General features: G+C 68.6%; 26 protein-coding genes. 10 read left to right on the top strand and 16 right to left on the bottom strand.

Annotated elements, in window-relative coordinates:
- The first annotated feature begins 17 nt into the window (after positions 1 to 17).
- Entirely contained in the window at positions 18 to 1,091 is a 1,074-nt protein-coding gene (locus tag QTI17_RS03565; RefSeq protein ID WP_286531030.1) for an MBL fold metallo-hydrolase, read from the top strand.
- On the opposite strand, the gene QTI17_RS03560 is transcribed toward QTI17_RS03565, so the two are convergent.
- From QTI17_RS03560 to QTI17_RS03525, 8 genes are all read right to left on the bottom strand, one after another.
- Positions 1,042 to 2,010, bottom strand: coding sequence for an ABC transporter permease (locus QTI17_RS03560; RefSeq protein ID WP_286531029.1), 969 nt, complete (start codon positions 2,008 to 2,010; stop codon positions 1,042 to 1,044). The two genes, QTI17_RS03565 and QTI17_RS03560, sit on opposite strands and share 50 nt — an antisense overlap.
- A gap of 10 nt (positions 2,011 to 2,020) precedes the next feature.
- On the bottom strand, positions 2,021 to 3,004 hold the full coding sequence (locus QTI17_RS03555; RefSeq protein WP_286531027.1) for an ABC transporter permease: 984 nt from the start codon (positions 3,002 to 3,004) through the stop codon (positions 2,021 to 2,023).
- Positions 3,004 to 4,527: a sugar ABC transporter ATP-binding protein gene (locus tag QTI17_RS03550; protein ID WP_286531026.1), complete on the bottom strand. Its 1,524-nt coding sequence runs from the start codon at positions 4,525 to 4,527 to the stop codon at positions 3,004 to 3,006. Before QTI17_RS03550 ends, QTI17_RS03555 begins: the two co-directional genes overlap by 1 nt.
- Before the next feature lie 18 nt (positions 4,528 to 4,545).
- Positions 4,546 to 5,670 carry a sugar ABC transporter substrate-binding protein gene (locus QTI17_RS03545; protein ID WP_286531024.1) on the bottom strand — a complete coding sequence of 375 codons (1,125 nt, stop codon included), beginning with the start codon at positions 5,668 to 5,670 and terminating at the stop codon, positions 4,546 to 4,548.
- Positions 5,671 to 5,816: 146 nt separating this feature from the next.
- On the bottom strand, positions 5,817 to 6,593 hold the full coding sequence (locus QTI17_RS03540; protein ID WP_286531023.1) for a DeoR/GlpR family DNA-binding transcription regulator: 777 nt from the start codon (positions 6,591 to 6,593) through the stop codon (positions 5,817 to 5,819).
- A 64-nt stretch (positions 6,594 to 6,657) separates the two neighbouring features.
- Positions 6,658 to 8,868, bottom strand: coding sequence for a phosphocholine-specific phospholipase C (locus QTI17_RS03535; RefSeq protein ID WP_286531022.1), 2,211 nt, complete (start codon positions 8,866 to 8,868; stop codon positions 6,658 to 6,660).
- A gap of 19 nt (positions 8,869 to 8,887) precedes the next feature.
- Positions 8,888 to 9,118 (bottom strand): hypothetical protein, encoded by a 231-nt coding sequence (locus QTI17_RS03530; protein WP_286531020.1) that lies wholly within the window; start codon positions 9,116 to 9,118, stop codon positions 8,888 to 8,890.
- Positions 9,119 to 9,350: 232 nt separating this feature from the next.
- Complete coding sequence (locus QTI17_RS03525) at positions 9,351 to 9,584, bottom strand: hypothetical protein (RefSeq protein ID WP_286531019.1); 234 nt, start codon at positions 9,582 to 9,584, stop codon at positions 9,351 to 9,353.
- A gap of 268 nt (positions 9,585 to 9,852) precedes the next feature.
- On the opposite strand from QTI17_RS03525, the gene QTI17_RS03520 reads away from it, so the two are divergent.
- Genes QTI17_RS03520 through QTI17_RS03510 form a run of 3 tightly spaced genes read left to right on the top strand, consistent with a single transcriptional unit; the run spans position 9,853 to position 12,490 of the window.
- Positions 9,853 to 10,011: a hypothetical protein gene (locus QTI17_RS03520; RefSeq protein WP_286520391.1), complete on the top strand. Its 159-nt coding sequence runs from the start codon at positions 9,853 to 9,855 to the stop codon at positions 10,009 to 10,011.
- Between the two features lie 25 nt (positions 10,012 to 10,036).
- Positions 10,037 to 11,953 (top strand): AsmA family protein, encoded by a 1,917-nt coding sequence (locus QTI17_RS03515; protein WP_286531018.1) that lies wholly within the window; start codon positions 10,037 to 10,039, stop codon positions 11,951 to 11,953.
- A gap of 54 nt (positions 11,954 to 12,007) precedes the next feature.
- Complete coding sequence (locus QTI17_RS03510) at positions 12,008 to 12,490, top strand: cyclic nucleotide-binding domain-containing protein (protein ID WP_286531017.1); 483 nt, start codon at positions 12,008 to 12,010, stop codon at positions 12,488 to 12,490.
- Between the two features lie 23 nt (positions 12,491 to 12,513).
- Here the strand turns inward: QTI17_RS03510 and QTI17_RS03505 are convergent, their stop codons facing one another.
- Entirely contained in the window at positions 12,514 to 13,263 is a 750-nt protein-coding gene (locus QTI17_RS03505) for a metallophosphoesterase family protein (protein WP_286531014.1), read from the bottom strand.
- Between the two features lie 156 nt (positions 13,264 to 13,419).
- On the opposite strand from QTI17_RS03505, the gene QTI17_RS03500 reads away from it, so the two are divergent.
- Positions 13,420 to 14,091: an alpha/beta hydrolase family protein gene (locus QTI17_RS03500; RefSeq protein ID WP_286531013.1), complete on the top strand. Its 672-nt coding sequence runs from the start codon at positions 13,420 to 13,422 to the stop codon at positions 14,089 to 14,091.
- A gap of 30 nt (positions 14,092 to 14,121) precedes the next feature.
- Here QTI17_RS03500 and QTI17_RS03495 read toward each other — a convergent pair whose 3' ends face one another.
- The gene (locus QTI17_RS03495) at positions 14,122 to 15,144 is read right to left on the bottom strand and encodes a class I fructose-bisphosphate aldolase (RefSeq protein ID WP_286531011.1); all 1,023 of its coding nucleotides are present in this window, start codon (positions 15,142 to 15,144) and stop codon (positions 14,122 to 14,124) included.
- Between the two features lie 87 nt (positions 15,145 to 15,231).
- Positions 15,232 to 16,197 (bottom strand): LysR family transcriptional regulator, encoded by a 966-nt coding sequence (locus QTI17_RS03490; protein ID WP_286531010.1) that lies wholly within the window; start codon positions 16,195 to 16,197, stop codon positions 15,232 to 15,234.
- Between the two features lie 108 nt (positions 16,198 to 16,305).
- Between QTI17_RS03490 and QTI17_RS03485 the strand changes: the two genes are divergently transcribed.
- The 4 genes from QTI17_RS03485 to QTI17_RS03470 all read left to right on the top strand — a co-directional run bounded on the left by QTI17_RS03485 (position 16,306) and on the right by QTI17_RS03470 (position 20,269).
- Positions 16,306 to 17,271 carry a Bug family tripartite tricarboxylate transporter substrate binding protein gene (locus tag QTI17_RS03485; protein WP_286531009.1) on the top strand — a complete coding sequence of 322 codons (966 nt, stop codon included), beginning with the start codon at positions 16,306 to 16,308 and terminating at the stop codon, positions 17,269 to 17,271.
- A gap of 2 nt (positions 17,272 to 17,273) precedes the next feature.
- A complete protein-coding gene (locus tag QTI17_RS03480; RefSeq protein ID WP_286531008.1) occupies positions 17,274 to 18,320 on the top strand; it encodes a 4-hydroxythreonine-4-phosphate dehydrogenase PdxA in 1,047 nt (348 codons plus the stop codon).
- 22 nt (positions 18,321 to 18,342) lie between these two features.
- Positions 18,343 to 19,515 carry an L-rhamnonate dehydratase gene (locus QTI17_RS03475; protein WP_286520400.1) on the top strand — a complete coding sequence of 391 codons (1,173 nt, stop codon included), beginning with the start codon at positions 18,343 to 18,345 and terminating at the stop codon, positions 19,513 to 19,515.
- A gap of 70 nt (positions 19,516 to 19,585) precedes the next feature.
- Positions 19,586 to 20,269, top strand: a complete 684-nt coding sequence (locus QTI17_RS03470; protein WP_286531007.1) for a response regulator — start codon at positions 19,586 to 19,588, stop codon at positions 20,267 to 20,269.
- Here QTI17_RS03470 and QTI17_RS03465 read toward each other — a convergent pair.
- Together QTI17_RS03465 and QTI17_RS03460 are read right to left on the bottom strand one after the other, a co-directional pair.
- Positions 20,239 to 20,568, bottom strand: a complete 330-nt coding sequence (locus tag QTI17_RS03465; RefSeq protein ID WP_286531006.1) for a hypothetical protein — start codon at positions 20,566 to 20,568, stop codon at positions 20,239 to 20,241. The two genes, QTI17_RS03470 and QTI17_RS03465, sit on opposite strands and share 31 nt — an antisense overlap.
- A gap of 110 nt (positions 20,569 to 20,678) precedes the next feature.
- A complete protein-coding gene (locus QTI17_RS03460) occupies positions 20,679 to 21,320 on the bottom strand; it encodes a response regulator (protein WP_286531005.1) in 642 nt (213 codons plus the stop codon).
- Between the two features lie 224 nt (positions 21,321 to 21,544).
- Here QTI17_RS03460 and QTI17_RS03455 point away from each other — a divergent pair, with 224 nt between their 5' ends.
- Entirely contained in the window at positions 21,545 to 22,600 is a 1,056-nt protein-coding gene (locus QTI17_RS03455) for a DMT family transporter (protein WP_286531004.1), read from the top strand.
- Here the strand turns inward: QTI17_RS03455 and arsC are convergent.
- The 3 genes from arsC to QTI17_RS03440 form a co-directional block, all read right to left on the bottom strand.
- The gene (gene arsC / locus QTI17_RS03450; protein WP_353506686.1) at positions 22,515 to 22,874 is read right to left on the bottom strand and encodes an arsenate reductase (glutaredoxin); all 360 of its coding nucleotides are present in this window, start codon (positions 22,872 to 22,874) and stop codon (positions 22,515 to 22,517) included. The two genes, QTI17_RS03455 and arsC, sit on opposite strands and share 86 nt — an antisense overlap.
- 86 nt (positions 22,875 to 22,960) lie before the next feature.
- Positions 22,961 to 23,275, bottom strand: coding sequence for a hypothetical protein (locus QTI17_RS03445; RefSeq protein ID WP_286531003.1), 315 nt, complete (start codon positions 23,273 to 23,275; stop codon positions 22,961 to 22,963).
- 125 nt (positions 23,276 to 23,400) lie between these two features.
- Positions 23,401 to 23,901 carry an arsenate-mycothiol transferase ArsC gene (locus QTI17_RS03440; RefSeq protein ID WP_286531002.1) on the bottom strand — a complete coding sequence of 167 codons (501 nt, stop codon included), beginning with the start codon at positions 23,899 to 23,901 and terminating at the stop codon, positions 23,401 to 23,403.
- Positions 23,902 to 23,903 lie beyond the last annotated feature (2 nt).

Below are 23,903 nucleotides of genomic sequence, written 5' to 3'. Positions count from 1 at the left end.
CCAGCGAGGTCCCCACCATGATCTTCGAGCAAGTTGCAACCGGCGGCTGCCAGTCCTACCTCGTGGGCTGCGACGAGACCCGCGCCGCCGTCCTGATCGATCCGGCGCTGAGCCAGATCGACCACTACGTGGCCCTCGCCGCGCAGAACGGGGTGCGCATCCGCTACCTCATCGACACCCACACCCACGCCGATCATTTCTCGGCCACCAAGGAACTGGCGCGCCAGCTCGACGTGCCGGTCGTGATGCAGCGGGCCAGCCCGGCGCCCTTCGTCGACATGCGGCTCGGCGACGGCGAGATGATCGTGGTCGGCCAGATGCGCCTGCAAGTGCTGCACACGCCCGGCCACACGGCGGACTCGATGTGCATCCAGGTCGGCGACCGGCTCTTCACCGGCGACACCCTGCTGATCGGCGGCACCGGCCGCACCGACCTGCCGAGCGGCGACCCCGAGGCGCTCTACGACAGCCTCTTCAACCGGGTGCTGCATCTCGACCCGGCGCTCAAGGTCTACCCGGCCCACGACTACAAGGGCCGCAGCCATTCGACGATCGCCGAGGAGCTGGCGTCGAACCCGCGGCTGCAGAAGCGCGAGCGGGCGGCCTTCGTCGAGATGATGCGCAGCCTCAACCTCACGATGCCGACCCACATCACGGAAGCCCTGCGCACCAACATGAGCGGCGGCAAGACCGTGGCCCGGCTGCTGGCCGAAGCCACCTCGTCGGTGCCCTTCATGTCGCTGGTCGAGCTCAAGGGTCGGGTCGAGGCCGCCGAGGACGACCTGATCGTGCTGGACGTGCGCGAACGCGATGCCTTCGAGGCCGGCCACATCCCCGGCGCCCGGCTGCTGCCGCGCGGGCAGCTCGAGCTGCGCGTCAACCAGGAGCTGCCGGACCCGACGCGGCGCATCCTGACCTGCTGCGAGCTGGGCTACATCTCGACCCTGGCGGCGGCGACCCTGCGGGAGATGGGCTTCCTGCACGCGGTGGCGCTGGATGGCGGCATGAAGGCCTGGCGCGAGGCCGGCTATCCGCTGGAGCCTACTGCGAATGCCGGCGCCCCCGGCCATACATCAGCAGCATCGCGATGATCACCGCGCCGTAGATCACCTGGCGCCCCATCTCGGGGATCTGCATCACCGAGAGGATCGACTGCAGCAGCGTGATCAGGATCACGCCCACCACCGTGCCGACATACGAGCCCCGGCCGCCGAGGATGTGGGTCCCGCCCAGCACGACGGCGGCGATCGCGGGCAGCTGATAGGCGTCTCCCATGGCCTGGTAGGCCTTGGTCGAATAGCCGGTGAGCAGCACGCCGGCCGCCGCCGAGCAGGCGCCGGCGATCGCGAAGCACAGCAACGTGACCCGCCGCGTGTCCACCCCCGACAGGTAGGCGGCGCGCTCGCTGTTGCCGACGCCGTAGATGGCACGGCCCAGCGTGGTGCGGTGCAACAGGAACAGGGTGCATGCGCCCACCACGATCCAGACCAGCAGCGGATTGGGAATGCCGAGCAGCGAGCGCCCGGTGGCCAGCAGGTGCATGGCCGGCGTGGCGCGGTCCTGCGGCGCGAAGCCCCCGGTCTGGACCACGATCAGGCCCTGGGCCACCGCATTGATGCCGAGCGTGAAGATCATCGACGGCACGCGCAGGTAGGCCACGCCGATGCCGTTGACGATTCCGAACAGGCAGCCGCAGAGAATGCCGAACGGAATCGCGAGCCACTCGCCGGCAGGGCCCCACCAGCCGGCCGCGGCCGCCGACATGACACCGCCGACCGTCACCAGCCAGGGCACCGACAGATCGATGCCGCCCAGCAGGATGACCAGCATCGCGCCGGTCGCGACGAGACCGAGGAACGAGGCGATCTGCAGTTGCAGCAACAGGTAGTCGGCCGAAAGAAAGTTCCGCGAGTAGAGGCTGCCGACCAGCAGCAGCCCGAGCGTGCAGGCCGCCGCCGCGACGACCGGCAAATGGCGGGAGCGCCGGAGGCGAAGGGCGAGCGCGGTCACGATGGCGGCGTCACTTGAAGAGGTCGAGCCGGTTGTCGACCTTCAGCAGCCGCAGCGCCCCGAGGCTGACCGCGGCCAGCAGGATGACGCCCTGGAACAGCGGCTGCCACAGCGGCTCGAGATCGAACACGAAGAGCAGGTCGCCGATGGTGCGCAGCACCAGCGCGCCGAACACCGAGCCGATGGCGCTGCCCGCGCCGCCGGCGAGCGAGGTGCCGCCAATGACCACGGCGGCGATGGAGTTCAGGGTGTAGACGCCGCCGATCGCCGCCGAGGCCTCGCCGGAATAGGTGACGAAAGTCAGCAGCAGCCCGCCGATCGACGCCAGCAATCCGGCCAGCGTATAGGTCACGAGACGGGTGCGGCCGATGTTGACGCCCGACATGTAGGCCGCCGCTTCGGCCGAGCCGATCGCCAGTGCCGCGCGGCCGACCGCCGACCGCCGAAACGGCACCCAGACCAGCAGGACCACCGCGAGCAGCACCACCAGCATCGCGGGGACGCCGCCCGGCAGCGCGCCGGTGAGCGCGTCGGCCAGGCCGGCATGGACGTCGCCGCCCGGCACCGGCCGCAGGCCCAGCGCGAGGCCGAAATAGACCGCGCCGGTGGCCAGCGTCGTGATGATCGGCTGCAGCCGGCCATAGACGATGATCGCGCCGTTGATCCAGCCGCACAGCGCGCCCGTGGCCAGCACGACGAGCACGCCGGCCGCCGCCTGCAGGGGCGTGCCGACCACCAGGTGCGAGGCGAGGCAGTTCGCCAGCACGAACACCATGCCGACCGACAGGTCGATGCCCGAGGTCAGCACCGGCAAGGTCTGCGCCATCGCGACGATCGCCAGCAGCACGCCCTTGTTGGCGGCGGTGGTCAGCACCGGCACGGTCCAGCCGGTCTGGTGCTTGGCGATGTAGAGCGCGAAGATCAGCACGAACAGGGCGGCGGCGGTCCAGCAGGCGCGCTGCTCGCGCAACCGGAAGCGCCAGTCCTCGCGCATCAGTGCAAGGTCTCCGCCGTGAGATTGAGCGCGCTGGCCACCAGCGCGTGCTCGGTCAGCTCGGCGCCGGCCAGCCAGCGCACGATGCGGCCGTCGAAGAACACGGCGACACGGTCGCAGCAGCCGATCAGCTCGGCATAGTCGGTCGAATACAGCAGCACGGCGGCGCCCTCCTCGGCCAGGCGCCGCAGCAGCACATAGATCTCCTGCTTGGTGCCGACGTCGATGCCGCGCGTGGGGTCGCTGAGCAGCACGATGCGCGGCGCGTTCATCAGCCATTTCGCGATCACGACCTTCTGCTGGTTGCCGCCCGACAGCGTCGCCACCGGGTCGCCGGGTTCGGGCGCCTTGATCGACAGCCTGCGGACCATCGCGGCGGTGGCCTCGGCCTCCGCCGACGCGATGACGACACCGGCCCGGCTCAGGCGATCGAGCGCCGCGAAGCTCAGGTTGTCGCGCACCGACATCGGCAGCATCAGGCCGTCGGTCTTGCGGTCCTCCGGCACCAGGGCGATGCCGACCCCGCGGCGCTTGGCCTGGCGCGGGCTGCCGGCCGTGACCGGATCGCCGCCCTGGCGCACCTCTCCGGTCACCCCGCGCAAGACGCCGAACAGCGCCAGGAAGAACTCGCGCTGGCCCTGGCCGTCGAGCCCGCCGAGCCCGACGATCTCGCCCGCGCGCACGGCCAGCCGGATGTCGTGCAGCCGGCCGCCCCACGACAGGCCGCGCACGTCCAGGGCCGGCGGCGCCGTCTCGGCGGCAGCGCGCGGCGGCGGCTTGGGCGGGAAGGCATGCGCGATGTCGCGGCCGATCATCATCTCGACCGTCTGCGCATCGCTCTGGCTGCCGGCCTCGAAGGTCGCCACGTGCCGGCCGTTGCGGAACACCGAGCATTCGTCCGCCAGTTCGGCGATCTCGTTCATGCGGTGCGAGATGTAGACGATCGCCAGGCCCTCGTCGCGCAGCCGCTTGAGCAGGCCGTAGACCCGCTGCACGTCGGCCGCGGTGAGGGCCGAGGTGGCTTCGTCGAGGATCAGGATCTTCGGCTGCCGCGACAGGGCCTTGGCGATCTCGACCATCTGGCGGCGCGACAGCGAGAGGCTGTCGACCGGCGCCAGCGGATGGATGTCCTCGGCCCCGGCGCGGGCCAGCGCCGCCTCGGCCACGCGGCGCTGGGCCCGACGGTCGATGAGGCCGAGGCGGGTCGGCGGGTTGGTGATGCAGATGTTGTCGGCCACGCTCAGGTGCGGCATCAGCGACAGCTCCTGGAAGATGCAGGCGATGCCCGCCGCCACGGCGTGCTGCGGATGCACGAAGCGGCGATCGCTCCCCTCGAGGACGATGCGGCCCTCGTCGGGTTGCACCACCCCGGCCATGATCTTGATCAGGGTCGACTTGCCCGCGCCGTTCTCGCCCAGCAGCGCATGGATGCGCCCGGGCGCGCAGGCGAACTGCGCGCGGTCGAGCGCCCGCACGCCGCCATAGCGCTTGGAGACGTCGACCAGCTCGAGGACCGGGTCCAAACCGAAACGTCCGTCGCGTCAGTTGTTCTTCTCGTCCTTCGACATGATGTCGGTCGCCTTCAGCGTCACGCCGCAAGGCGGAAAGTCGTTGGTGGTGAAGAAGTTGTCCGTCAGGTCGGGGAAGTAGTTCTCGCCGGCCTTGAAGTCGGGGTGGGTGGCGGTCGGGATCGGCACCGAGATCAGCTGCGGCATCACCTTGCCTTGCAGCGCCGCGACGGCCGCCTTCATCGAGATCGCGACCAGCCCCGGCGACTGGCCCATCGAGGTGCACAGCAGGCCGTCCTTGGCGCGCTCGACGCACAGCTTGCGGAAGCCGTTCTCGGCCTCGCCGGCCACCGGAATCATCTTGTGCTTGGCATCGATCAGGGCCCGCACCGAGCCGGTCGATCCGCCTTGCGTGTACATGCCGTCGAAGTTCTTGTGCACCGCCACGGCATCGGCCACCGCCTTCTGGGCCGTGCCGTCGTCCCAGTTGCCGACCACTTCGACGACCTCGAACTTGTTGCCCGGCGCCTCGACCACCTTGCGGAAGCCCAGGTGGCGGTCGCGGTCGACCGAGTTGCCCGGAACACCGCGCACCTCGAGCAGCCGGCCGCTCTTCGACGGGATGTTCTTCACCAGCCATTCGCCCGACTGCGCGCCCATCGCGGTCTGGTCCTCGTTGACCATCATCACCTCGGTGCTGTCGAGCACGTTGTCGAAAGGCACGACGACGATGCCGGCGGCATTGGCGCGCTTGATCACCGGCGCGAAGGCCGTCGGGTTCACCGCGATCGTCACGATGGCGTCGTAGCCCGAGTTGATGAAGTTGTCCATCGCCGCGATCTGGGCGGCGACGTCGGTGCCGGTGGAGACGATCTTGAATTCCTTGATCTGCGGTTTCATTTCCGGCGTCGCCGCGTAGGCCTTGGCCATCTTGATCATCTGGATGCGCCAGGTGTTGCCGACGAAGCCGTTGGCCAGCGCGATGCGGTATGGGCCCTTCTTGGCGGGCCACTGGAAGTACTTGGTGCTGGCGTCCCAGGGCTTGAAGCAGGCCGGGTTCTCGCCGGGTCCGCTGACCACTGCCGGTCCGGCCGCCATGACGGCACCGGTGGCGAGGCATGCGGCGACCGCCGCGGCGAAGCGTGTGCGAATGATCATTGCTGTCTCCTTCGGAGGACTCGGTCGAGGCGGCCGGCCAACGGACGAACAATGCCGTGCGCCCCCGGCACGTCGTCCGGCGCGCAAGGAGCCCGGACATCATACGAATATGTGGTCTTTCGGCCCGCTTGGTGAATACCCTTGCCTCAGGCGACGATCACGCGCGGACACGCCTTGCGCAGCGCGGCGAGCGCGCCCACCTCGCGCGCCCTGGTGTCCGTGACGGCGATGTCGATGTCGGCGCTGCGGACGTAGGTCACGCGGCTGGCCTGGCCGATCTTGCTGTGGTCGGCCAGGATCACCACCTGCTGCGCCTGTTCCGACATGGCGCGCGCGACGGCGGCTTCGTGGTGCTCGAAGCTCATCGCGCCGTGCTTCGGATGCAGGCCCACCGGCGACAGCAGCGCCACGTCGGCACGAAAGCGCCGGATGTCCTCCAGCGTGCCTTCGCCATGCGTGGCCTGCGTCTTCACGTCGATGGCGCCGCCCAGCAGGCGCACCTCGTTGCGCGCGGCCCGGCCTTCGTCGGCACCGGCCAGCTTGAGTGCGATGGCCAGTGAGTTGGTGATCACGGTCATGCCGCTGAGCGTCGCGATCTCTTCGGCCAGGATCGACGTGGTGCTGCCGGCATCGAGGAACAAGGTCTGGCCGGGCCGCAGCAGTGCGACAGCGGCCCGGGCGATGGCGCGCTTTTCCTTCTGGCGTGCGATCAACCGCAGCGCCAGCGGCGGCTCGGGCTCGGGCGGCGTGGCGACGGCGCCGCCATGCACCCGGCGCAGCTCGCCCAGCCCTTCGAGCTCGAGCAGGTCGCGCCGCACGGTTTCGCGCGAGACGGACAGGTCCTGCACGACGCGGTCGACGCTCAGGCGGGAAAAGGTGGCCAGCAGGCTGCGGATGCGGAGGAAGCGTTCTTCTTGGAGCATGGGAAGGAGGGTCTGGGCGCCGCGGCAACGAGCGCCATGATTGCACGCCGCGGCGCCGCCCCGGTCAGAGGTCCGCCATGCCCATCGCCGGATCGCTGACCGTGTGCTTGCCGGTCTCGACCCGGCCGGCGAAGCGCCGGTAGTAGCGCGGGTCGGTGTCGCAGGTCACGGCGAAGTCATACCACTGGCCGCTGGCGGCCAGATCCCAGTGCTGGTCGACCGTGGTGTTGCCGGCGACCGAGGCCGCCCACGGGCCATCGCCGCGATAGGCCTTGGCCTTGACCGTGAAGCCGGCCGCCTTCTTGCCCGTGTTCATCATGGTCAGGTAGACGTTGCCGTTCGTGATGTCGTAGCACACCCGCACTTCGGGTTGGGCCACGTCGTTGGCGCGCAGCGCATTGAGGTCGCCCTTGAAGTGGCGGTGGAAGCCGTTCGGGCCCAGCACCCACAGGTCGTACAGCCCGGCGTCGTCGGTCATCGCGGTCCAGCTGTCGTCCAGGGTCTTGCCCGCCTCGACCATGTAGCGGCGCGGCAAGCGATCCAGGTGCAGCTTGTCATAGACGTGAAACACGGCCGCCTGCTTGCCGGTGTTGGCGAACAGCAGCTGCACCTTGCCGCTCGCGGCGTCGCAGCGCGCACTGGTGTGCAGCTCGTAGGGCAGCGCGCGCGAGGGCCGCGTGCCGGTGGCCTGCTTCGGCAAGGTCGCGGTGCCGGGCAGCGCCACCTGGGTCAGCGCATCCTGCGACGCACGCAGCGTGTCGGCGGCGGCCTTAGTCGTGCGCCCGGCCAGCGTCGGCAGCACCTCGGTGTTCGGGGTCGCGAAATTGAAGACGCTCGTGAGGTCGCCGCACACCGCGCGCCGGAACGCGCCGATGTTGGTCTCCTTGACGCCGAAGCGGGCCTCGAGGAAGCGCAGCACCGACGTGTGGTCGAAAGCCTGCGAGTTGACCCAGCCGCCGCGGCTCCAGGGCGAGATGACATACATCGGCACGCGCATGCCGGGGCCGTACACGCGGCCGTCCGGCGTGTCCTGGTCGACCGTGCCGGGGGGCGCCGGATGGGTGAAGTACTCGACGCCCATCTCGGCGTCGACCAGCGTGGTCTTGCCTGCGGCAACGCCACCCGCGTCCTTCGATGGCGCCGAGGGCGAAGGCACGTGGTCGAAGAAGCCGTCGTTCTCGTCGAAGTTGACGATCAGCACGGTCTTGCTCCAGACCTCGGGGACGGCGGTGAGCGCGTCCAGCACCTCCTGGATGTACCAGGCGCCCTGCACCGGGCTCGACGGGCTCGGATGCTCCGAGTAGGTCGAGGGCCCGACCACCCAGCTGACCTGCGGCAGCTTGCGGTTCAGGATGTCCTGCTTGAAGGTGGCGAGGAAGCCGCCGTCCGGCATCGTGTTGGCGATGCCCTTGTAGAGCGGGTTGCCGACATTGTCGGAGGCCGGGTCATAGGCCGGCGACACCACGCTGCCGTCGTGGCTCACGGGCTTGCCCGAGGCCTCGTTGGCGAGGCGGTACTGCTTGAAGCCGCACAGCGGGTTGTCGGTGTAGTTGGACGGCATGTTCTGGTAGACGATCCAGCTGACACCGGCCTTCTCGAGGCGCTCGGGGTAGGTGGTCCAGCCATAGCCCTGGGTCGAGGGGCCGATATCGTCCCATTCGTTGGTGACCATCGCCACGTTGGCGCCGGTCGGTCCGTTGGTGCCGGTCCAGTGGAAGCTGCGGTTGGAGTTGGTGCCGGTGTGCATCGCGCAGTGGTAGGCATCGCACACCGTGAAGGCATTGGCCAGCGCGAACTGGAACGTCAGCTCGGCCTCCCGGTAGTAGCCCATCGACTGCGTGAAGGGTGCGGTCGATGTCTTCTTGTAGGTCGGCCATTTGCTCAGGCGGCCGCCGTCCCAGGCGTTCTGGCCGTCGTTCCAGTCGTGCGGCGTGCCCTTGACGCGCAGCGCGTTGCCCTTGGTGCTGTCGAGGTAGTAGGGCGTGACGATCTGGCCGGCCAGGTATTCCTGCTCCCACACTGTGCGGCCGTTGGGCAGCGGGATCGTGAACCGGTCGCCGAAGCCACGCACGCCGGCGAGGGTGCCGAAGTAGTGGTCGAACGAGCGGTTCTCCTGCATCAGGATCACGACGTGCTCGACGTCCATGATCGTTCCGGTCGCATTGTTGGCCGGAATGGCGAGGGCGCGGCGGATGGCCGGCGGAAAAGAGGCGAGCGTGGCGGCGGCGATGCCGGTGGTGGCGGCGCCGCGCAGGAAGTTGCGTCGTGAAGTCATGAGGGGTTCCGGTCGGGGATCAGGGCGCGCAGCGCATTTCGGGTTTGGCGGAGGTGTCCGGCGTCACGGGCGCGGCGGGCGTGCCGGAGGTGCCGGGCGAGGTCGCGGTGCCGCCGGCGACCGGAGGGATCGCACCGTTGCTGCCGCCGCCGCCGCAGGCACTCAGCGCGAAGACGGTCGCGAGGCCGAGCAGAACCGCGCGCCAACCAGGCCGGGGTTCGGAACAGGAGGAAGCGAAACGCGCATGCATGGAATCTCTTTCTTTCGTGAGCGGATGTCGGGTGGGCGAAGCTCCAGAGCGCGCCGGGGTGCGTCTCGTTGCCGATGAGGCAACTTTTGCATTTGCACTAATTTCCACAAACACTCTGGATGCCACAATGATGGCCGCGGCACATGTCAGCGCCTTGACAGGCGCAGGGTGTCCCGCGTCGCTGCGGACGCGACGTCGGTCGAAGAGATTCAGGGAGCGGCGCGGGGGCCGTTCAGCCCCACACCTCGCCGCGATCGATCTTGCTCTTGGCGTAGCCGTCGGCGGCGATGAGGGCGGCTTGCCGATCGGAAAACTCGCCGGGCACGAGATGCCGCGGATGGGCGCCGGGAATTCCGGGGAAGAGGTCGAAGGACACCCAGGCCCAATAACGCCGATACGGCGACGGGCTTGTGAAGGCCAGCACCCGGTAGCCCTTGTAGACAAAGGTGAGTTCAGCTGGGGCCACGTTCTTGTCTCTTCCTCGTTGAGCGCACGAGTATGCCGGCACCCATCGCGTCGCGGCGAGCCGGCGCCGGCGCCGGCGAAGTAGGAAACGTCCGGCCTTCTCTTCAGTTCGCCGCTGAACCCGGGGGCGCCGTGCCGGTCGCATAGTCGCTCCACGGTCTCGGCAACACCCCATGGGCACTCCGGGACCGCGGAGGCCCTCCGCACGGACGAAAGTCGGCGGAGGGCCTTTCGTTGGGCAATCCAGCCGGGAATCGGGAGAACGGGCGATGGAAGTGGGCGTCTACGGGTTTGTCGCACTGTCGGCGGTGCTCGTCGGTGCGGTGGCGGTCTATCTCCGCAAGCGGCGCCGCGACGACATCGCACAGGAGATCGAGGCCCAGTTGCGGAAGTCGGCCGAGACGATCCGCGACCAGCCCTTCAAGTGACCCGGGCAGGCCGCAGAATGCGCGGATGGAGAACAGCCCCACCCCCGAGAGCCCAGGCCGGGCACGGCGCATCGCGCGCCGGGTGCTGATCGCGCTGTGCGTGCTCGGTCTTCTGCTGGCCGCCGCCTGGGTCGCCCTGCGGCGGGCCTATCCGCCAGAGCGGCTGGCGGCGATGCTCGCGGAAAGTGTGACGGCCGCGACCGGACGCGCCTTTCGCATCGACGGCGAACTCACGCTCCACCTGCTGCCCCGGCTCACGATCGATGCCACCCAGGTGGCCCTCGCCAATGCCGAATGGGGCACGGAGCCCGACATGCTGCGGGCCCGCCACATCGGCTTCGAGATCGATCTGCGCGACCTGCTGTCGGGCATCGTGCGCATCCGCAGCGTCGACATCGAGGGCGGTGAGCTGCGGTTCGAGTCCGATGGCAGCGGCCAGTACAACTGGCGCCTGGCCGCACCGGCCGGCGCTGCGGGCGCCAGCGCTGGCAAGGCGGTGCCGCGGATCTCCCTGGACCGGCTGGCCGCGACCGATGCCCGCATCAGCTACCGCCAGGGGCGCGAAGGCGCGGCGCAAGAACTGCACATCGAATCGCTGGTCGCCGAGTCGGCGGGCGACGGGCGCAGCCAGCTGACCGCGGGCCTGGCGCTGGGCGCCCAGCGCTGGGCCATCGAAGGCCACACCGGCCCGCTGGATGCCCTGCTGGCCGGTGCTCCCGAGTGGCCACTCGACCTGCAAGCCACGGGCGAGGGCATCTCGACGTCGCTGCAGGGCAGCATGGGGACCGGCAAGCACGCCGGGGCGCTGGACGCGAAGCTGTCGCTCCAGGTCAGCGCCGCCAAGGCGCTGGCGCCCTTGGGCGCCGCGGCGGCCGCCGTCCCGCTCCCCCTCGAGTGGAAGACCACGCTCACGCACACGCCGGGGCAATGGCGCGCCGACGCGATGCAGCTGTCGCTGGCCGGCCAGCGCCTGAGCGGCAGCGCCAGTCTGAAGGCCGCAGCAAGCTCGCCCGTCCGGCTCGAGGCCGAGCTCGCGGCGCCGACGTGGACGGTCGCAGGGCTGCCGCCACTGTCGGCGATCCAGGCCCGGGTCGCCTTCGAACCCGGGCGCCTGCAGGTCGAGCCGTTCAGCTTCGCAATTGCGGGCGGCCAGGCCCGCGGCCAGCTCCGGCTCGGCCTGCCGCCAGGTGCGGCGCCGCGGATCGACCTGCAGCTGAGCGCCAGGTCGATGGCGATCGAATCGCTGGAGGCCGGGCGCGCCGGCGCCCGGCTCTTCAAGGGCGGCCGCGCCAACCTCGACGCCAAGCTGGCGATGAGCGGCCGCACGGCCTGGGCGCTGGCCGGTTCGTCGACCGGCGAAGCGCTGCTGACCGCGCGCGATGTCGGGCTGGTGGGCCGGACCGCCTCGACCGGCCGCGACATCCTGGCCCGGCTGATCGACGCGCTGATCCCGACCGGCCAGTCGCGCGACAACCTGGTCGTCGAGTGCGCCGTGGTGCGGCTTCCGCTGCGCAGCGGGGTGGCGGCCATCGACCGCTCGATCGCGGTGGAGACGCGGCAGATGGCCATCTCGGCCAGCGGCGAGATCAATCTCGCCCGGCGCACTCTTTCACTGGCGTTTCGTCCGCAGGTCAAGCGCGGCCTCGACCTGAATCCGGGCAGCCTGGTCGACTTGCTGGTGCTGCAGGGCCCGCTCGACGCGCCCGTCCTCAGCATCAACCCGCGGGGCGCCGTGCGCCAGGCGGCCAACGTCGGCGCGGCGGCGGCGACCGGGGGGCTCACGCTGCTGGCGCCGATGCTGCGCCCCTTGAGCGGCGCGCCCTCGAGCTGCAGCCAGGCCGAGGGCAAAAAAACGGCCGCCGCGGCCGGCAGCCCGGCGACCAAGGCGCCGCAGCCACGGCACCGGTTGCTGCCCTGGACAAATGCCGCACCCGCCCGGTAGGACGACGGCGCCCCGGGGCTCGTCGCCCAGCGGCCGTTGGCCTAACATCGGCGCATGGACGAACTCCTACAGCGCTCGGCGGGTCTGCCTGAAATCAGGCTCGCGGCCGGCGACACGGTGGTGCGCGAAGGCGACGCGGGCGACGGCCTCTGGATCCTGGTCTCTGGCACGTTGATGGTCAGCAAGGATGGCATCGCGATCAATTCGGTCAGCCGTCCCGGGGCGGCGATCGGCGAGATCTCCCTGCTGCTCGATTCGCCCTACAGCGCCACGGTCGTGGCGAGCGCCCCCAGCATCGTTCGCTTCGCGGCCGACGGCCTGGCATTCCTGATGAGCGACCCGGCGATCACCCGGGTGATCGCCGCCGGCCTGGCCGAGCGCCTCAATCTCGTCACCACCTACCTGGTCGACCTCAAGCACCAGTACGGCGACTCGCCGGGCCTGGCCATGGTCTCCGAGGTGCTCGGCCACCTGGCGCACCGCCAGGGGCCGCCGGCGCGACCCGGCTCGGCGCGCGAACCCAACCCCGACTACTGACGCCCGGCCACGCCGGTCGAGGCTCAGAACACCGAACGCAAGGGAGCGCTTTCGGCCTCCAGCGCCAGCGCTTCCTCGCCCATCATCGAGTGCCACGAAGCCGTACCGGCCGCCAGGTCGATCACGATGTGGGCCGGCACCGGGCCGATCTGCTTGCCGGCATTGAACACCCAGGTGGCGCCGATGCGGTCGGCCCAGGCGCCCGCCGGCTTGAACGGCGGCTCGTGCACATGGCCGCAGAGCACCAGCTCGGGCTGGTACTTCGCGATCCAGGCCGCCAGGTCGGCGTCGCCATATTCACGCTTGCCGGTCCAGCAGGTCGGCGAGCCCACCGGCGGCCAGTGGTAGATCCAGACCCAGCGCGCGGGGCGTCTCGCGGCATCCGCGGCCAGCTGCAGTTCGAGCGCCGCGCGCCCGGCCGGGCCATCCCACCAGGGGCAGATGGTGATCAGGGTGTCGCCGATGGCCAGCGATTCGCCGTCGGAAGAGACACCGGCGCGGCGACACTCCGCCAGCCACAGCGCCGCCCGTTCGCCGTGCTGGTCCGGTCCCGTCAGGTCGTGGTTGCCCGAAGCCACCACCAGCGAGGTGGCCGGACGCATCAGCGAAAAGTAGCGCAGCAGCACGACCGACTGGGCATCGAGCGACACCGGCGAGCTGACGTCGAGGTGATCGCCGGCGAGCACCACGAGATCGTAGGAAGGGGCCGAGCGCACCACCCAGTCGAGCTGGGGCAACGCGTAGTGGAGGTCGGAGACAAGGAGAATGCGCACGACGGGGACTGCAGCGACGGAGCTCGCATTGTCGCGTCCGGGCCGGCCCGGCCAGGCGCGCAAGCCGATGCAAACGGCCGAGCCGCGCACCGCCATATTGCGTATTGACGTCCTCGTGCAAAACTCGAGCCGGCGCAGACTTCCGGAGACCCACCCATGACGACCGACGCCCAGCCCGCCACCCTCACCCTCGTTGACGGGCAGACTGTCTCCGCCCTGCTGCAGTCACCGCCGGCGCCGCGCGCCTGCTACGTGCTCGCCCACGGGGCCGGCGCCGGCATGGCGCATGCCTTCATGGCCGAGGTCGCCGACGGCCTTGTACAGCGCGGCATCGCGACGCTGCGCTACCAGTTCCCCTACATGGAGCGCGGCTCGAAGCGCACCGATCCGCCGGCGATCGCCCAGGCCGCGGTGCGCGCCGCCGTGGCGCATGCCGCGGGCCGGTTTCCCTCGCTGCCGCTGTTCGCCGGCGGCAAGTCCTTCGGCGGCCGCATGACCTCGCAGGCGCAGTCGCTGGCGCCGCTGCCGGGCGTCGCCGGCCTGGTGTTCCTGGGCTTTCCGCTGCATCCGGCCGGCGCACCGTCGAACGAGCGCGCGCGTCATCTGTTCGATGTCCGGGTGCCGATGCTGTTCGTCCAGGGCACGCGCGACAAGCTGGCGGAGTTCGACCGGATCGAGAAGCTGGTGGCCGAGCTCGGTCCCACCGCGACGCTGTTGCGCATCGCCGAGGCCGATCATTCCTTTCACGTGCTGGTCCGCTCGGGCCGCAGCGACGCCGAAGTGATGGCCGAAGTCCTCGACGGCGCGGCCGCCTGGATGCTGCGCTGAGCCGCGAGGGCCGGACGACGGCCTCGCGCCTCAGGACCCGTCTTCCATTTCGGCGCCGTAGCGTCCCTGGCTTGCCAGTGCGTTCAATCGGGCTCGCTTGAGCAACGCTTCCTGTGCGGCGTGAACCTGGGCGGGTTGCCCTCGCCACGCCTGCAGCACCGGATCCTGAAGCGCCCGCCCATAGGAGAAGCTCAATCGCCACGGTTGCGGCCCCTGTCGATTGAGCGCATCGAGGTTGGCTGTCGCTTCGGCCGGCGACTGTCCTCCCGACAGGAAGACGATGCCCGGCACGGCCGCGGGCACCGTGCGCCGCAGCACGCGCAGCGTCTCCTCGGCCACATCCCCCGGTCCCGCCCGCTGCGCATGGGCCTTGCCCGGCACCACCATGCTGGGTTTGAGCAGCATGTGCTCGAGCACCACGCGATGGCGGTGCAAGGCGCCAAACACCGCGAGCAGAACCTCCTGCGTGACCGCTGCACAGCGCGCCTGGCTGTGGTCGCCGTCGATCAGCACCTCCGGCTCGACGATCGGCACCACGCCCTGGGTCTGGCAGATCGCTGCGTAGCGTGCGAGCGACTCTGCGTTGGCTTCGACAGCCGCCCGGCTCGGCAAGCTGTCGGAGACGTTGTAGACGGCGCGCCACTTCGCGAAGCGCGCGCCCAGCTTCACGCTGGCTTCGAGGCGCGCGGCGAGCCCGTCCAGGCCGTGGGTGATCTCGTCGCCCGGTGCGAGCGCCAGCGGGCCCTTGCCGGTATCGACCTTGATGCCCGGCACGATGCCCTGGCGCGCGGCCAGCGCCGGCAACGGCTCGCCGTCGTCGGCGCACTGCCCCAGCGTCTCCTCGTACAAGATGACGCCGCTGACGAACTCGCCCAGCCCGGGTGCAGCCAGGAGCAGGCTGCGGTAAGCCCGGCGGTTCTCGGGCGTCGATTCGACGCCGATCGCCGTGAACCGTTTGGCGATGGTGGGACCGCTCTCGTCGGCGGCCAGGATGCCCTTCCCCTGTTGAACGAGGGCCTCCACGGTGACTTGGAGATCATGGGACTGCGTCATGGTGAATCCTTTGCTGGAACACCGAAGTCTGCTGCTTCGAGCCACGGCGGCGCAAGCCCCGTTGGCGGCAATGAGCATCCGATCTGTTCAGGCTTTCGAATCGGCAGGTGCTCGCGTTCCAGGCGACCGATGAAGCAGTTCCAGGAACTGCTCGGCAGGCCGGCTCAGGGGCCAGTCCTTGCGCACCAGACTCCCGTAGGCGGGAAGCTTCTGGCGGATGCGGTAGGGCAGGATGCGCAGCACGCCGTGCGCCGCATCGCGCTGCGCGACCGCTTCGGGGATCACCGCCACCAGCGTGGAGCGCCGGATCAGGTTGATGGCGGTCAGGATGGACCCGGTCTCGACCAGGCCCGGCGGCAGCGCCGCATCATGGTCGCGGAACTCGTGCTCGATGACATCGCGCATCGGACTGCCGGTGGGCTGCAGGACCCACGAATAGGCCAGCAGCGCCTCGAACTCGACCCGCCGCCGGCGCGCCAGCGGGTGATCGTTGCCGACCACCACCGCAAGGCCCTCGTCCTCGATCGGCGTGAAGCTGTACTCGAACTGCGGCGGGCCGACCCGACGGCCGATCACGACCTCGAGCACGCCTTCGCGCAACTGGGCCAGCAGCCGGTCGCTGGTGTCGACCGCGATCTCGATGGCCAGCAGCGGAAACAGCGCCTTGAGCCCGAGCAGCGCCTCGGACAGCCGCCCCGGCGAGGCCGCCATGATGCTGCCGACCGAGAACTTGCCGGCGCTGCCCAGGCGCAGTTCGCCCAGCTCGCGGTTCAGCGCCTCCATGCTGCCGCGAATGCCGCGGAAGTAGCCGGTCGCGCGGGCCCCGGCATCGTTCAGCTGCAGGCCGCGGCCGACGCGCTCGAACAAGGGCTGGCCCAGGGCGTCTTCGAGTTCATGCAGCATCTTGGTGGCGGCCGGCTGCGTCATGCCGAGCTGCAGGGCGGCGGCCCGCAAGGTGCGCTTCTCGTCGATCGCGAGGATCAGGGCGATCTGCCGCATGCGCAGACGGTTGAGCAGCTGCGGCGTGCTCTGCTGCCGATCGATCGAACCCACGATTGATCACCCCTGGTTATTGATTGATGACGAGCTTTCAGTTTACGGGAATCAATCGCGTTCCTAACATCCAGGCTTCGGTTCGACACATCCACTGGAGACAAGCACATGAAGCGACAAATCGCCGCGGTGACGGCTGCGCTCGCACTCGCCTGCACGGCCGGCCTGGCCCAGGCCCAGGACTGGCCGACCCGCCCGCTGCGCATCCTGGTCGGCTCGGCGCCCGGCGGCGGCACCGACGCCATGGCGCGCGCCGTGGCCGACCGCCTGGGCCCGCTCCTGAAGCAGCCGATGGTGGTCGAGAACCGGCCGGGCGTTTCCAACACCCTGGCCGCCGACGCCACCGCCAAGGCCACCGACGGCCACACCATGGTGATGGGGGTCGTCACCGCCCATGCGATCGCGCCGCACCTCATCAAGCTCGGCTACGACAACAACCGCGACCTGGTCCCGGTGGCCTTCGTCGGTGCGGTGCCCAACGTGCTGGTCGTCAGCAACACACTGCCGGTCGACTCGGTGTCGGCGCTGGTGCAGCTCGCCAGGAAGGAGCCGGGCAAGCTCAACTTCGCGACCAGCGGCGCCGGCAGCACGCAGCACATCGCGGCCGAGATGTTCAAGGACGCAACCCGGATCGACATCACGCATGTGCCCTACAAAGGCAGCGGACCGGCCCTGATCGACCTCATCGGCGGCCAGGTGCAGCTGAGCTTCGACACCCTGCCATCGGTGATCGGGCAGATCCGCAACAACAAGATCCGGCCGCTGGCGGTCACCGCGGCCAAGCGCAATCCGCAGCTGCCGAACGTCCCGACGCTGGCCGAGGCCGGGGTGCCCGGCGTGGAGATGAGCGCCTGGTACGGCATCTACATGCCGGCCTCGACGCCGAAGGCGGTGCAGGACAAGGTCCACGACGCGGTCAATCAGGTGCTCGCGATGCCCGAGACACAGGCCCGCCTCGACGCCATCGGCGCCGAGGTCACGCCCATGACCCAGGCCCAGTTCGCGGCCTTCCACGCGGCCGAATACAAGCGCTTCGGCGACATCATCAAGAAGAACAGCATCCGGCTGGATTGACCATGCAACCCTCACCCCTGCCCGTCGTCGCACTCACCCTCGGCGACCCCGCCGGCATCGGCGCCGAGCTGATCGCCCGCCTGCTCGCCCGGCCCGAGGCCACCGCGCTCGCCAACATCGTGCTGGTCGGCGATCGCTGGCTGTGGGAGGACGGCCAGCGCATCGCCGGCCTGCCGGTGGAGACCGACGCCGTGCCTTCCTTCGCCGCCGTGCGCGAACGCAGCGACACCGGGCGCCCGGCCTTCCTCGCGATCGACAGCATCGACCCGTCGCAGGTTCAGCGCGGCCGCGCCGAGGCGGCGGGCGGCCGCTCGGTGCTCCAGGTGCTCGACCGCTGCATGGACGCGACCTTGGCCGGCGAGGTCGACGCGATCTGCTTCGCACCGCTCAACAAGCAGGCGATGAGGATCGGCGGCATGCAGCACGAGGACGAGCTGCACCACTTCGCCGCCTACCTCGGCGTCACCGGCTACTTCTGCGAGTTCAATACCCTGGGCGACCTCTGGACCTCGCGGATCTCCTCGCACGTGCCGATGAAGGACGTCGCGCAGTACATCACGGCCGAACGCATCGAGCAGGCGGCCGAGCTCATCTACCGCGCGCTGCGGGCCAGCGGCATCGAGCGGCCGCGGGTCGCGATCGCAGCCTTCAATCCCCACGGCGGCGACGGCGGCGTCTGCGGCCGCGAAGAACTCGACATCATCGCGCCCGCGGTCAAGGCATTGCAGGCGCGCGACTGGCCCAGCGAGGCCCCGTTCGACGGCCCCTTCCCCGCCGACACCATCTTCCTGAAGGCGCAGGCCGGCGACTACCAGGCGATCGTGACCATGTACCACGACCAGGGCCAGATCGCGATCAAGCTGCTCGGCTTCAGCCGCGGCGTGACGGTGCAGGGCGGGCTGCCGATCCCGATCACCACGCCGGCCCACGGCACCGCCTACGACATCGCCGGCCAGGGCAAGGCCAGCGTCGAAGCCACCTGGCAGGCATTTCGCATCGCGAGCCGCATGGGAAGCGCGCACCGGCTCGCCAACCGCGAGACCGCCTGATCCCTTTCAACCCGGAGACACCATGAAGATCAAATCCGTCCGCGCCCGCGTCTTCCAGTGGCAAGGCAAGACCGTGCCGCCGCAAGGCAACTTCTGCTCCAACGCGATGGACCTGCTCTATTCGCCGGCCGAGACCATGAGCACCTTCCGCTTCCATGCGTGGACCGTGGTCGAGATCGAGACCGACGACGGCATCGTCGGCCTCGGCAACGTGGCGCTGGCCCCCGCCATTGCCAAGGCCATCATCGACCAGTACCTGGCGCCGCTGGTGGTCGGGCAAGACCCATGGGACTACGAGTACCTGTGGCAGCGCATGTACCGCGCCACCCATGCCTGGGGCCGCAAGGGAGTGACCATGGCGGCGATCTCGGCGGTCGACCTGGCGATCTGGGACATCCTCGGCAAGTCGGTCGGCAAGCCGGTGTTCAAGCTGCTGGGCGGCCGCACGAAGGAAAAGATCCCGTGCTACTACTCCAAGCTCTACCGCACCGACCTCGACGAGATGCAGCGCGAGGCGCAGAAGTTCATGGACCAGGGCTTCACCATGTTCAAGTCGCGCTTCGGCTTCGGGCCGGCCCACGGCACCCGGGGCGTGGCCGAGAACCTGAAGGCGGTCGAGGCCATCCGCGAAGTCATCGGCTATGAGAACGACCTGATGCTCGAGTGCTATATGGGCTGGAACGTCGAGTACGCGAAACGCATGCTTCCCAAGCTCGAGAAGTTCCAGCCGCGCTGGGTCGAGGAGCCGGTGATCGCCGACGACATCGACGGCTACGCCGAACTGAATGCGCTCACGGCGATCCCGATCTCGGGCGGCGAGCACGAGTTCAGCCTCTACGGATTCAAGCAGCTGCTGGAGCGCAAGGCGGTGAGCGTGGTGCAGTACGACACCAACCGCGTCGGCGGCATCACGGCGGCGCACAAGATCAACGCACTGTGCGAGGCGTGGTCGGTGCCCGTCATCCCGCATGCCGGCCAGATGCACAACTACCACCTGACGATGAGCACGCTGGCATCGCCGATGAGCGAGTACTTCCCCATGCACGATGTCGAAGTCGGCAACGAGTTGTTCTACTACATCTTCGACGGCGAACCGGTGGCCGACAACGGCTTCCTGCAACTCGACGACGACAAGCCCGGCCTCGGCCTGACCCTGAAGACCGACTACCTCGACCAGTTCCGGATCATCGAGTAGTCCGACAATCCGAACCATTTCTAGGACGGTTCGCTGATAAGGACCAGAAAAAACTTCAACGATCCGCGCATTGACGGTATCGTCACAGCCTCTGGACGACGCCCATGCCGCCATGACCCTGCGCGTGATCCTCGCCGACGACCATCCGTTGATCCGGGCGGGCGTCCGACTACTGCTCGGCAACGACCCGGGCCTCGCCGTGGTGGCCGAGGCCGACTCGGCGGACCGTCTCCTGTCGGTCTTGCGCGAAACTCCCGCGGATCTGCTGATCACTGATTTCTCGATGCCCGGCGGACAGGCGGCGGATGGCCTCGGGCTGATCCAGAGGGTGCGCCGCGACCACCCGGCCTTGCCCATCATCGTGCTGACCATGCTCGCCAATGTCGGCGTGCATGGCACGATCCTCGAAGCCGGTGCGCGCGGCCTGATCGACAAGGGGGCGGGCATGGCCGAGATCGCTCTGGCCATCCAGGCGGTCGCACAAGGCCGCAGCTACGTCAGCGAGACCTTCAGGGAGGGCCTGCGGCAAAGCCGGTTCGACCGCGACGCCGGCGAATCCGCGCGGCTTTCACCGCGCGAAGTCGAAGTGCTGCGCCTGTTTGCGTCCGGGCTCACGGTGTCGGAGATCGCGGCGCGCCTGTCGCGCAGCGTCAAGACCGTGAGCCGGCAGAAGAACGACGCGATGATCAAGCTCGGCCTCAAGAACGACCTCGAAATCTTCGTCTACGCCAGCGAACACGGCCTGACCTCGTGAACCGGTCCCGTCAGGGCGGGCGGGTCCACGCGCAGCGCATCGACGACGAAAACCGGCGCCATGGAGCCGCCCTTGACGATCGCGACCCTGACCTTGTGCGCCGCCCGTTGCGCCGATGCGTCGGGCAACTCGAGCCAGTTCCCCTTGCAGTCGCGCGCCAGGCCGCACCACTCGGCCCAGCGCAGGCGAAGAAAGCCCGGTCCGGGATAGTTGTACAACAGGTTCTCGTCCCCGCAGGCGTCCGGGGCGGGAGCCTTGACGGCCTCCAGGTATTCGACATCGAAATGTTCGGAGTTCACTTTAAATCTTTTTTCTCACGCGTTGGCAGAGGTTGACTGCCCCATACGCACGAGATGAAATCTAAAAGCTGAAGCCGTAGAAACCCATCGGATTATTCTTAAAAATCCAGTCAACCCTCCATGCCGTGCTCGCGCGCGTAGAAGAAAATTTCGTAGTCGCTCTTCAGGCCCAATTTCATCATCGCGACCGATTTCTGGCTGCTCACCGTCTTGACGCTGCGCGACAGCCGCTTGGAAATCGACGACACACTCAGCCCGGAGGCAAACAGTCGCAGCACCTCGGTCTCGCGTGGCGACAGGCGGGCCGCCATGCCGTCGCGGAATGGGTTCGTCATTTCGAACAGGCCCTTTCGGAACGACGGACTGACATAGTCCCGTCCCCCAGTGACGGCATCGATGGCAAAAACGACTTCGCCGATATCGGACGACTTGTCGACAAGGCCTCGAACGCCGCTGCGCAGGATGCTGGCATGCACGCCCGCGTTGGAGATCATCGTGAGCACGATGATCGGCAAGTCCCGATGGTCGCGGCGCAGTCGCTGGATCAAGCCAAGGCCATCGGGCGTCTCGCCAACGGGCATCGAAAAATCGGTGATCAGGAGATCGGCCGATTGATGGTGCAGCGCATTCAACAATGCAATTGAAGAATTGGCTTCCGCAATTAAAGAAATTTCCGATTTATCTTTCAGAAGCATCCTCAGGCCGATTCGGATAAGAGGATGGTCATCAGCAATGATCAAACGGATTGTCATGATTCATTTCCCAAGCCAAGGCCTGATCCGAGCCAACAATTCTGGTTCAATGACTGACACCAGGTGATAAAGCAATAGTACTCGGATCAATATAGGACCCCAATTCTCCGATTGCATTCACGCGAGTCGACTCCGGGGCCCGAAGCAGAACCGTTGCCGTACGAATAGAATGCACCGCTTTGGGGCAGATCGACGCCTCGTCATGCCGCCTCCGGAGCCCCGCCTTGCCGTCCCCCAGCCACCCGTTCCTCGCCGACCGCAAGGTCGTCTTCCTGCTCGCCTTGTTCTGCTGCCTGCTGTGGGGCAGTTCATTCCCCGCGATCAAGAACGGCTACGCGCTGTTCGGCATCGCCCCGTCCGACATCGCATCCAAGCTGGTGTTCGCTGGCTGGCGGTTCGCGATCGCCGGCCTGTCCCTGGTGGCCTATGCCGCGCTCAGCGGCAAGCCGGTCCGCGGACTCGGTGCGCGGGCGTGGGGGCAGATCGCGTTCCTGGGGCTGGCCCAGACCACGCTGCAATACGTCTTCTTCTATATCGGCCTGGCCCACACCACCGGAGTGAAGGGTTCGATCATGAACGCCACGGGCACCTTCTTCAGCGTGCTGATGGCGCACTTCCTGTATCGCAACGACCGCCTCAGCTACGGCAAGGCCATGGGCTGCGCGGTGGGCTTCGCGGGCGTGATGGTCGTCAACCTGGGCCACGGTCTCGGCGGCCTGCTCGACCTCGATTTCACGCTGCTCGGCGAGGGCTTCGTGGTGATCGCGGCCTTTGTGCTGGCGGCCGCGAGCATCTATGGCAAGCGCATCTCGCAGGGCATCGATCCAATCGTCATGACCGGCTGGCAGTTGGCGATCGGCGGTGCGGCGCTGCTGGCGGCCGGCTATGCGATGGGCGGCGGGTTGACGGGCTTCACGCTGGCGTCATCGGCCCTGCTGGCGTACCTGGCGCTGCTGTCGTCGCTCGCGATCTCGATCTGGAGCCTGCTGCTCAAGTACAACCGGGTGAGCCTCGTCACCGCCTTCAACTTCATGGTGCCGGTGTTCGGCGCGCTGCTGTCGGCGGTCTTTCTCGGCGAGAGCATCCTGGAGTGGCGCAACGGCCTCGCCCTGGTGCTGGTGTGCTTCGGCATCTGGCGGGTGACCCAGGCCGGGCCGGCCCCGCCGAGCGGGTCCAGCGCCCATCGGCAGCCGCCTACGCGCGCGGCAGGATCTCGCGCACTGCTTCGGCGGGGCGGCACAGGCGCGTGCCCAGCGGCGTCACCACGATCGGCCGATTGATCAGGATCGGATGCGCCAGCATGAAGTCGATCAAGTCTTCGTCCGACCATTTCGCATCGCCCAGGCCGAGTTCCTCGTAGGGCGTGCCCTTCTGGCGCAGCAGCGCGCGCGCGGAGCCGCCCGTGGCGGCGACGAGTTGCCTGAGCGTCGCCCGGTCGGGCGGGTGCTTCAGGTATTCGACGACCGTGGGCTCCTGGCCCGCGTCGCGGATCAGCGCCAGCACGTTTCTCGACGTGCCGCAGGCGGGATTGTGATAGATGGTGATCTGGCTCATGTCGATGGCGGGTCCGTGGCGTTCCGGAACGGAACACCAAAGACGCCATTGTGTCGCCGGCCGCATTCGGTCGGCGGCCGCAGTCCTTACGAAGACTTCGACTGACCGTCCAGGCGGCGGCTGGCGTCAAGCGCGTAGACGACCTGCTTGTCGTCGGCCGACTTGTGGGCGGCCCCGCCTTCTGCCGAAGCGGACGCCGAACCCGTGCCATAGACTTCGCGCTCGAGCCGTTTCGCACGCTCGGCGTACATGCGCGCCAGCGCCCCATGATGCTCGGCCGCGGCCTGGTGCTCGATACGCGCCATGTGCGCTTCTTCGAGCAAGGTCATCACACGCCGCAGATGACCGTTTCGACCGGCCTGAAAGAAACCAAACATCGGATCCTCCTTCATCGAAGCCATGGGGCTCGCCGCTTTGTACTCCTATCGATTGCCTCGCGCTTGCAGGACGTATCCCACGGGAGAGGTAGGCCACCCGGGCGATGGCGGAAAAGCGGTTGCCATCGGTAGACTCCGCGGGTTGGGCGTCAGCGCAAGTGCGCCAGGTCCCTGACATCGGCGTTCAGGGCCGACTTGTCGGTGCCCGCCATCGGCAGGCTGACCAGCAGTTCGAGGCGACGCCGGAGCGACAAGAGCATCAAGGTCGCCGAATGGGACATGTCCCCGGCCTCCGCGCCGGTCGCGGCGAGATCGGGGTAGGCCCATTCGGCCATGGCGGGCTGGCCAGGCCAGCGCGGCTCCAGCTCTTCCACCGCGGGGTCCAGCGAGATCACGAAATCCGCCCTGAGCGAGCTCAGGCGGACCAGATCGTCCCAGCTGCGCGGCGGCGTCGGCGGGACGGCGATCGCGGCAATGGCGAGCGCAGTGGCAGCGGCCGGATGGACCGTGCGGCCGACCTGCCCGGGCTGGCCGCAGGAATAGGCCGCGAAGCGTCGCTCCCGGTCCAGGTGACGGAGGCAGGCTTCGGCCAGGATGCTTCGCAGCGTGTTTCTTCGCGAGACGAAAACCACCCCTATCCGTTTCTGCATGT

This window comes from Variovorax sp. J31P179 (genome assembly GCF_030316985.1).
Lineage (GTDB): Bacteria > Pseudomonadota > Gammaproteobacteria > Burkholderiales > Burkholderiaceae_C > Variovorax > Variovorax ginsengisoli_B.
This window is presented reverse-complemented; position numbering and strand designations above follow the sequence as displayed.

Coding starts and splice junctions, on each gene's coding strand:
- QTI17_RS03565 (WP_286531030.1), top strand. CDS start 18: ATGATCTTCGAGCAAGTTGCAACCGGCGGCTGCCAGTCCTACCTCGTG.
- QTI17_RS03555 (WP_286531027.1), bottom strand. CDS start 3,004: ATGCGCGAGGACTGGCGCTTCCGGTTGCGCGAGCAGCGCGCCTGCTGG.
- QTI17_RS03545 (WP_286531024.1), bottom strand. CDS start 5,670: ATGATCATTCGCACACGCTTCGCCGCGGCGGTCGCCGCATGCCTCGCC.
- QTI17_RS03540 (WP_286531023.1), bottom strand. CDS start 6,593: ATGCTCCAAGAAGAACGCTTCCTCCGCATCCGCAGCCTGCTGGCCACC.
- QTI17_RS03535 (WP_286531022.1), bottom strand. CDS start 8,868: ATGACTTCACGACGCAACTTCCTGCGCGGCGCCGCCACCACCGGCATC.
- QTI17_RS03530 (WP_286531020.1), bottom strand. CDS start 9,118: ATGCATGCGCGTTTCGCTTCCTCCTGTTCCGAACCCCGGCCTGGTTGG.
- QTI17_RS03520 (WP_286520391.1), top strand. CDS start 9,853: ATGGAAGTGGGCGTCTACGGGTTTGTCGCACTGTCGGCGGTGCTCGTC.
- QTI17_RS03515 (WP_286531018.1), top strand. CDS start 10,037: ATGGAGAACAGCCCCACCCCCGAGAGCCCAGGCCGGGCACGGCGCATC.
- QTI17_RS03510 (WP_286531017.1), top strand. CDS start 12,008: ATGGACGAACTCCTACAGCGCTCGGCGGGTCTGCCTGAAATCAGGCTC.
- QTI17_RS03500 (WP_286531013.1), top strand. CDS start 13,420: ATGACGACCGACGCCCAGCCCGCCACCCTCACCCTCGTTGACGGGCAG.
- QTI17_RS03495 (WP_286531011.1), bottom strand. CDS start 15,144: ATGACGCAGTCCCATGATCTCCAAGTCACCGTGGAGGCCCTCGTTCAA.
- QTI17_RS03485 (WP_286531009.1), top strand. CDS start 16,306: ATGAAGCGACAAATCGCCGCGGTGACGGCTGCGCTCGCACTCGCCTGC.
- QTI17_RS03480 (WP_286531008.1), top strand. CDS start 17,274: ATGCAACCCTCACCCCTGCCCGTCGTCGCACTCACCCTCGGCGACCCC.
- QTI17_RS03475 (WP_286520400.1), top strand. CDS start 18,343: ATGAAGATCAAATCCGTCCGCGCCCGCGTCTTCCAGTGGCAAGGCAAG.
- QTI17_RS03460 (WP_286531005.1), bottom strand. CDS start 21,320: ATGACAATCCGTTTGATCATTGCTGATGACCATCCTCTTATCCGAATC.
- arsC (WP_353506686.1), bottom strand. CDS start 22,874: ATGAGCCAGATCACCATCTATCACAATCCCGCCTGCGGCACGTCGAGA.
- QTI17_RS03445 (WP_286531003.1), bottom strand. CDS start 23,275: ATGGCTTCGATGAAGGAGGATCCGATGTTTGGTTTCTTTCAGGCCGGT.
- QTI17_RS03440 (WP_286531002.1), bottom strand. CDS start 23,901: ATGCAGAAACGGATAGGGGTGGTTTTCGTCTCGCGAAGAAACACGCTG.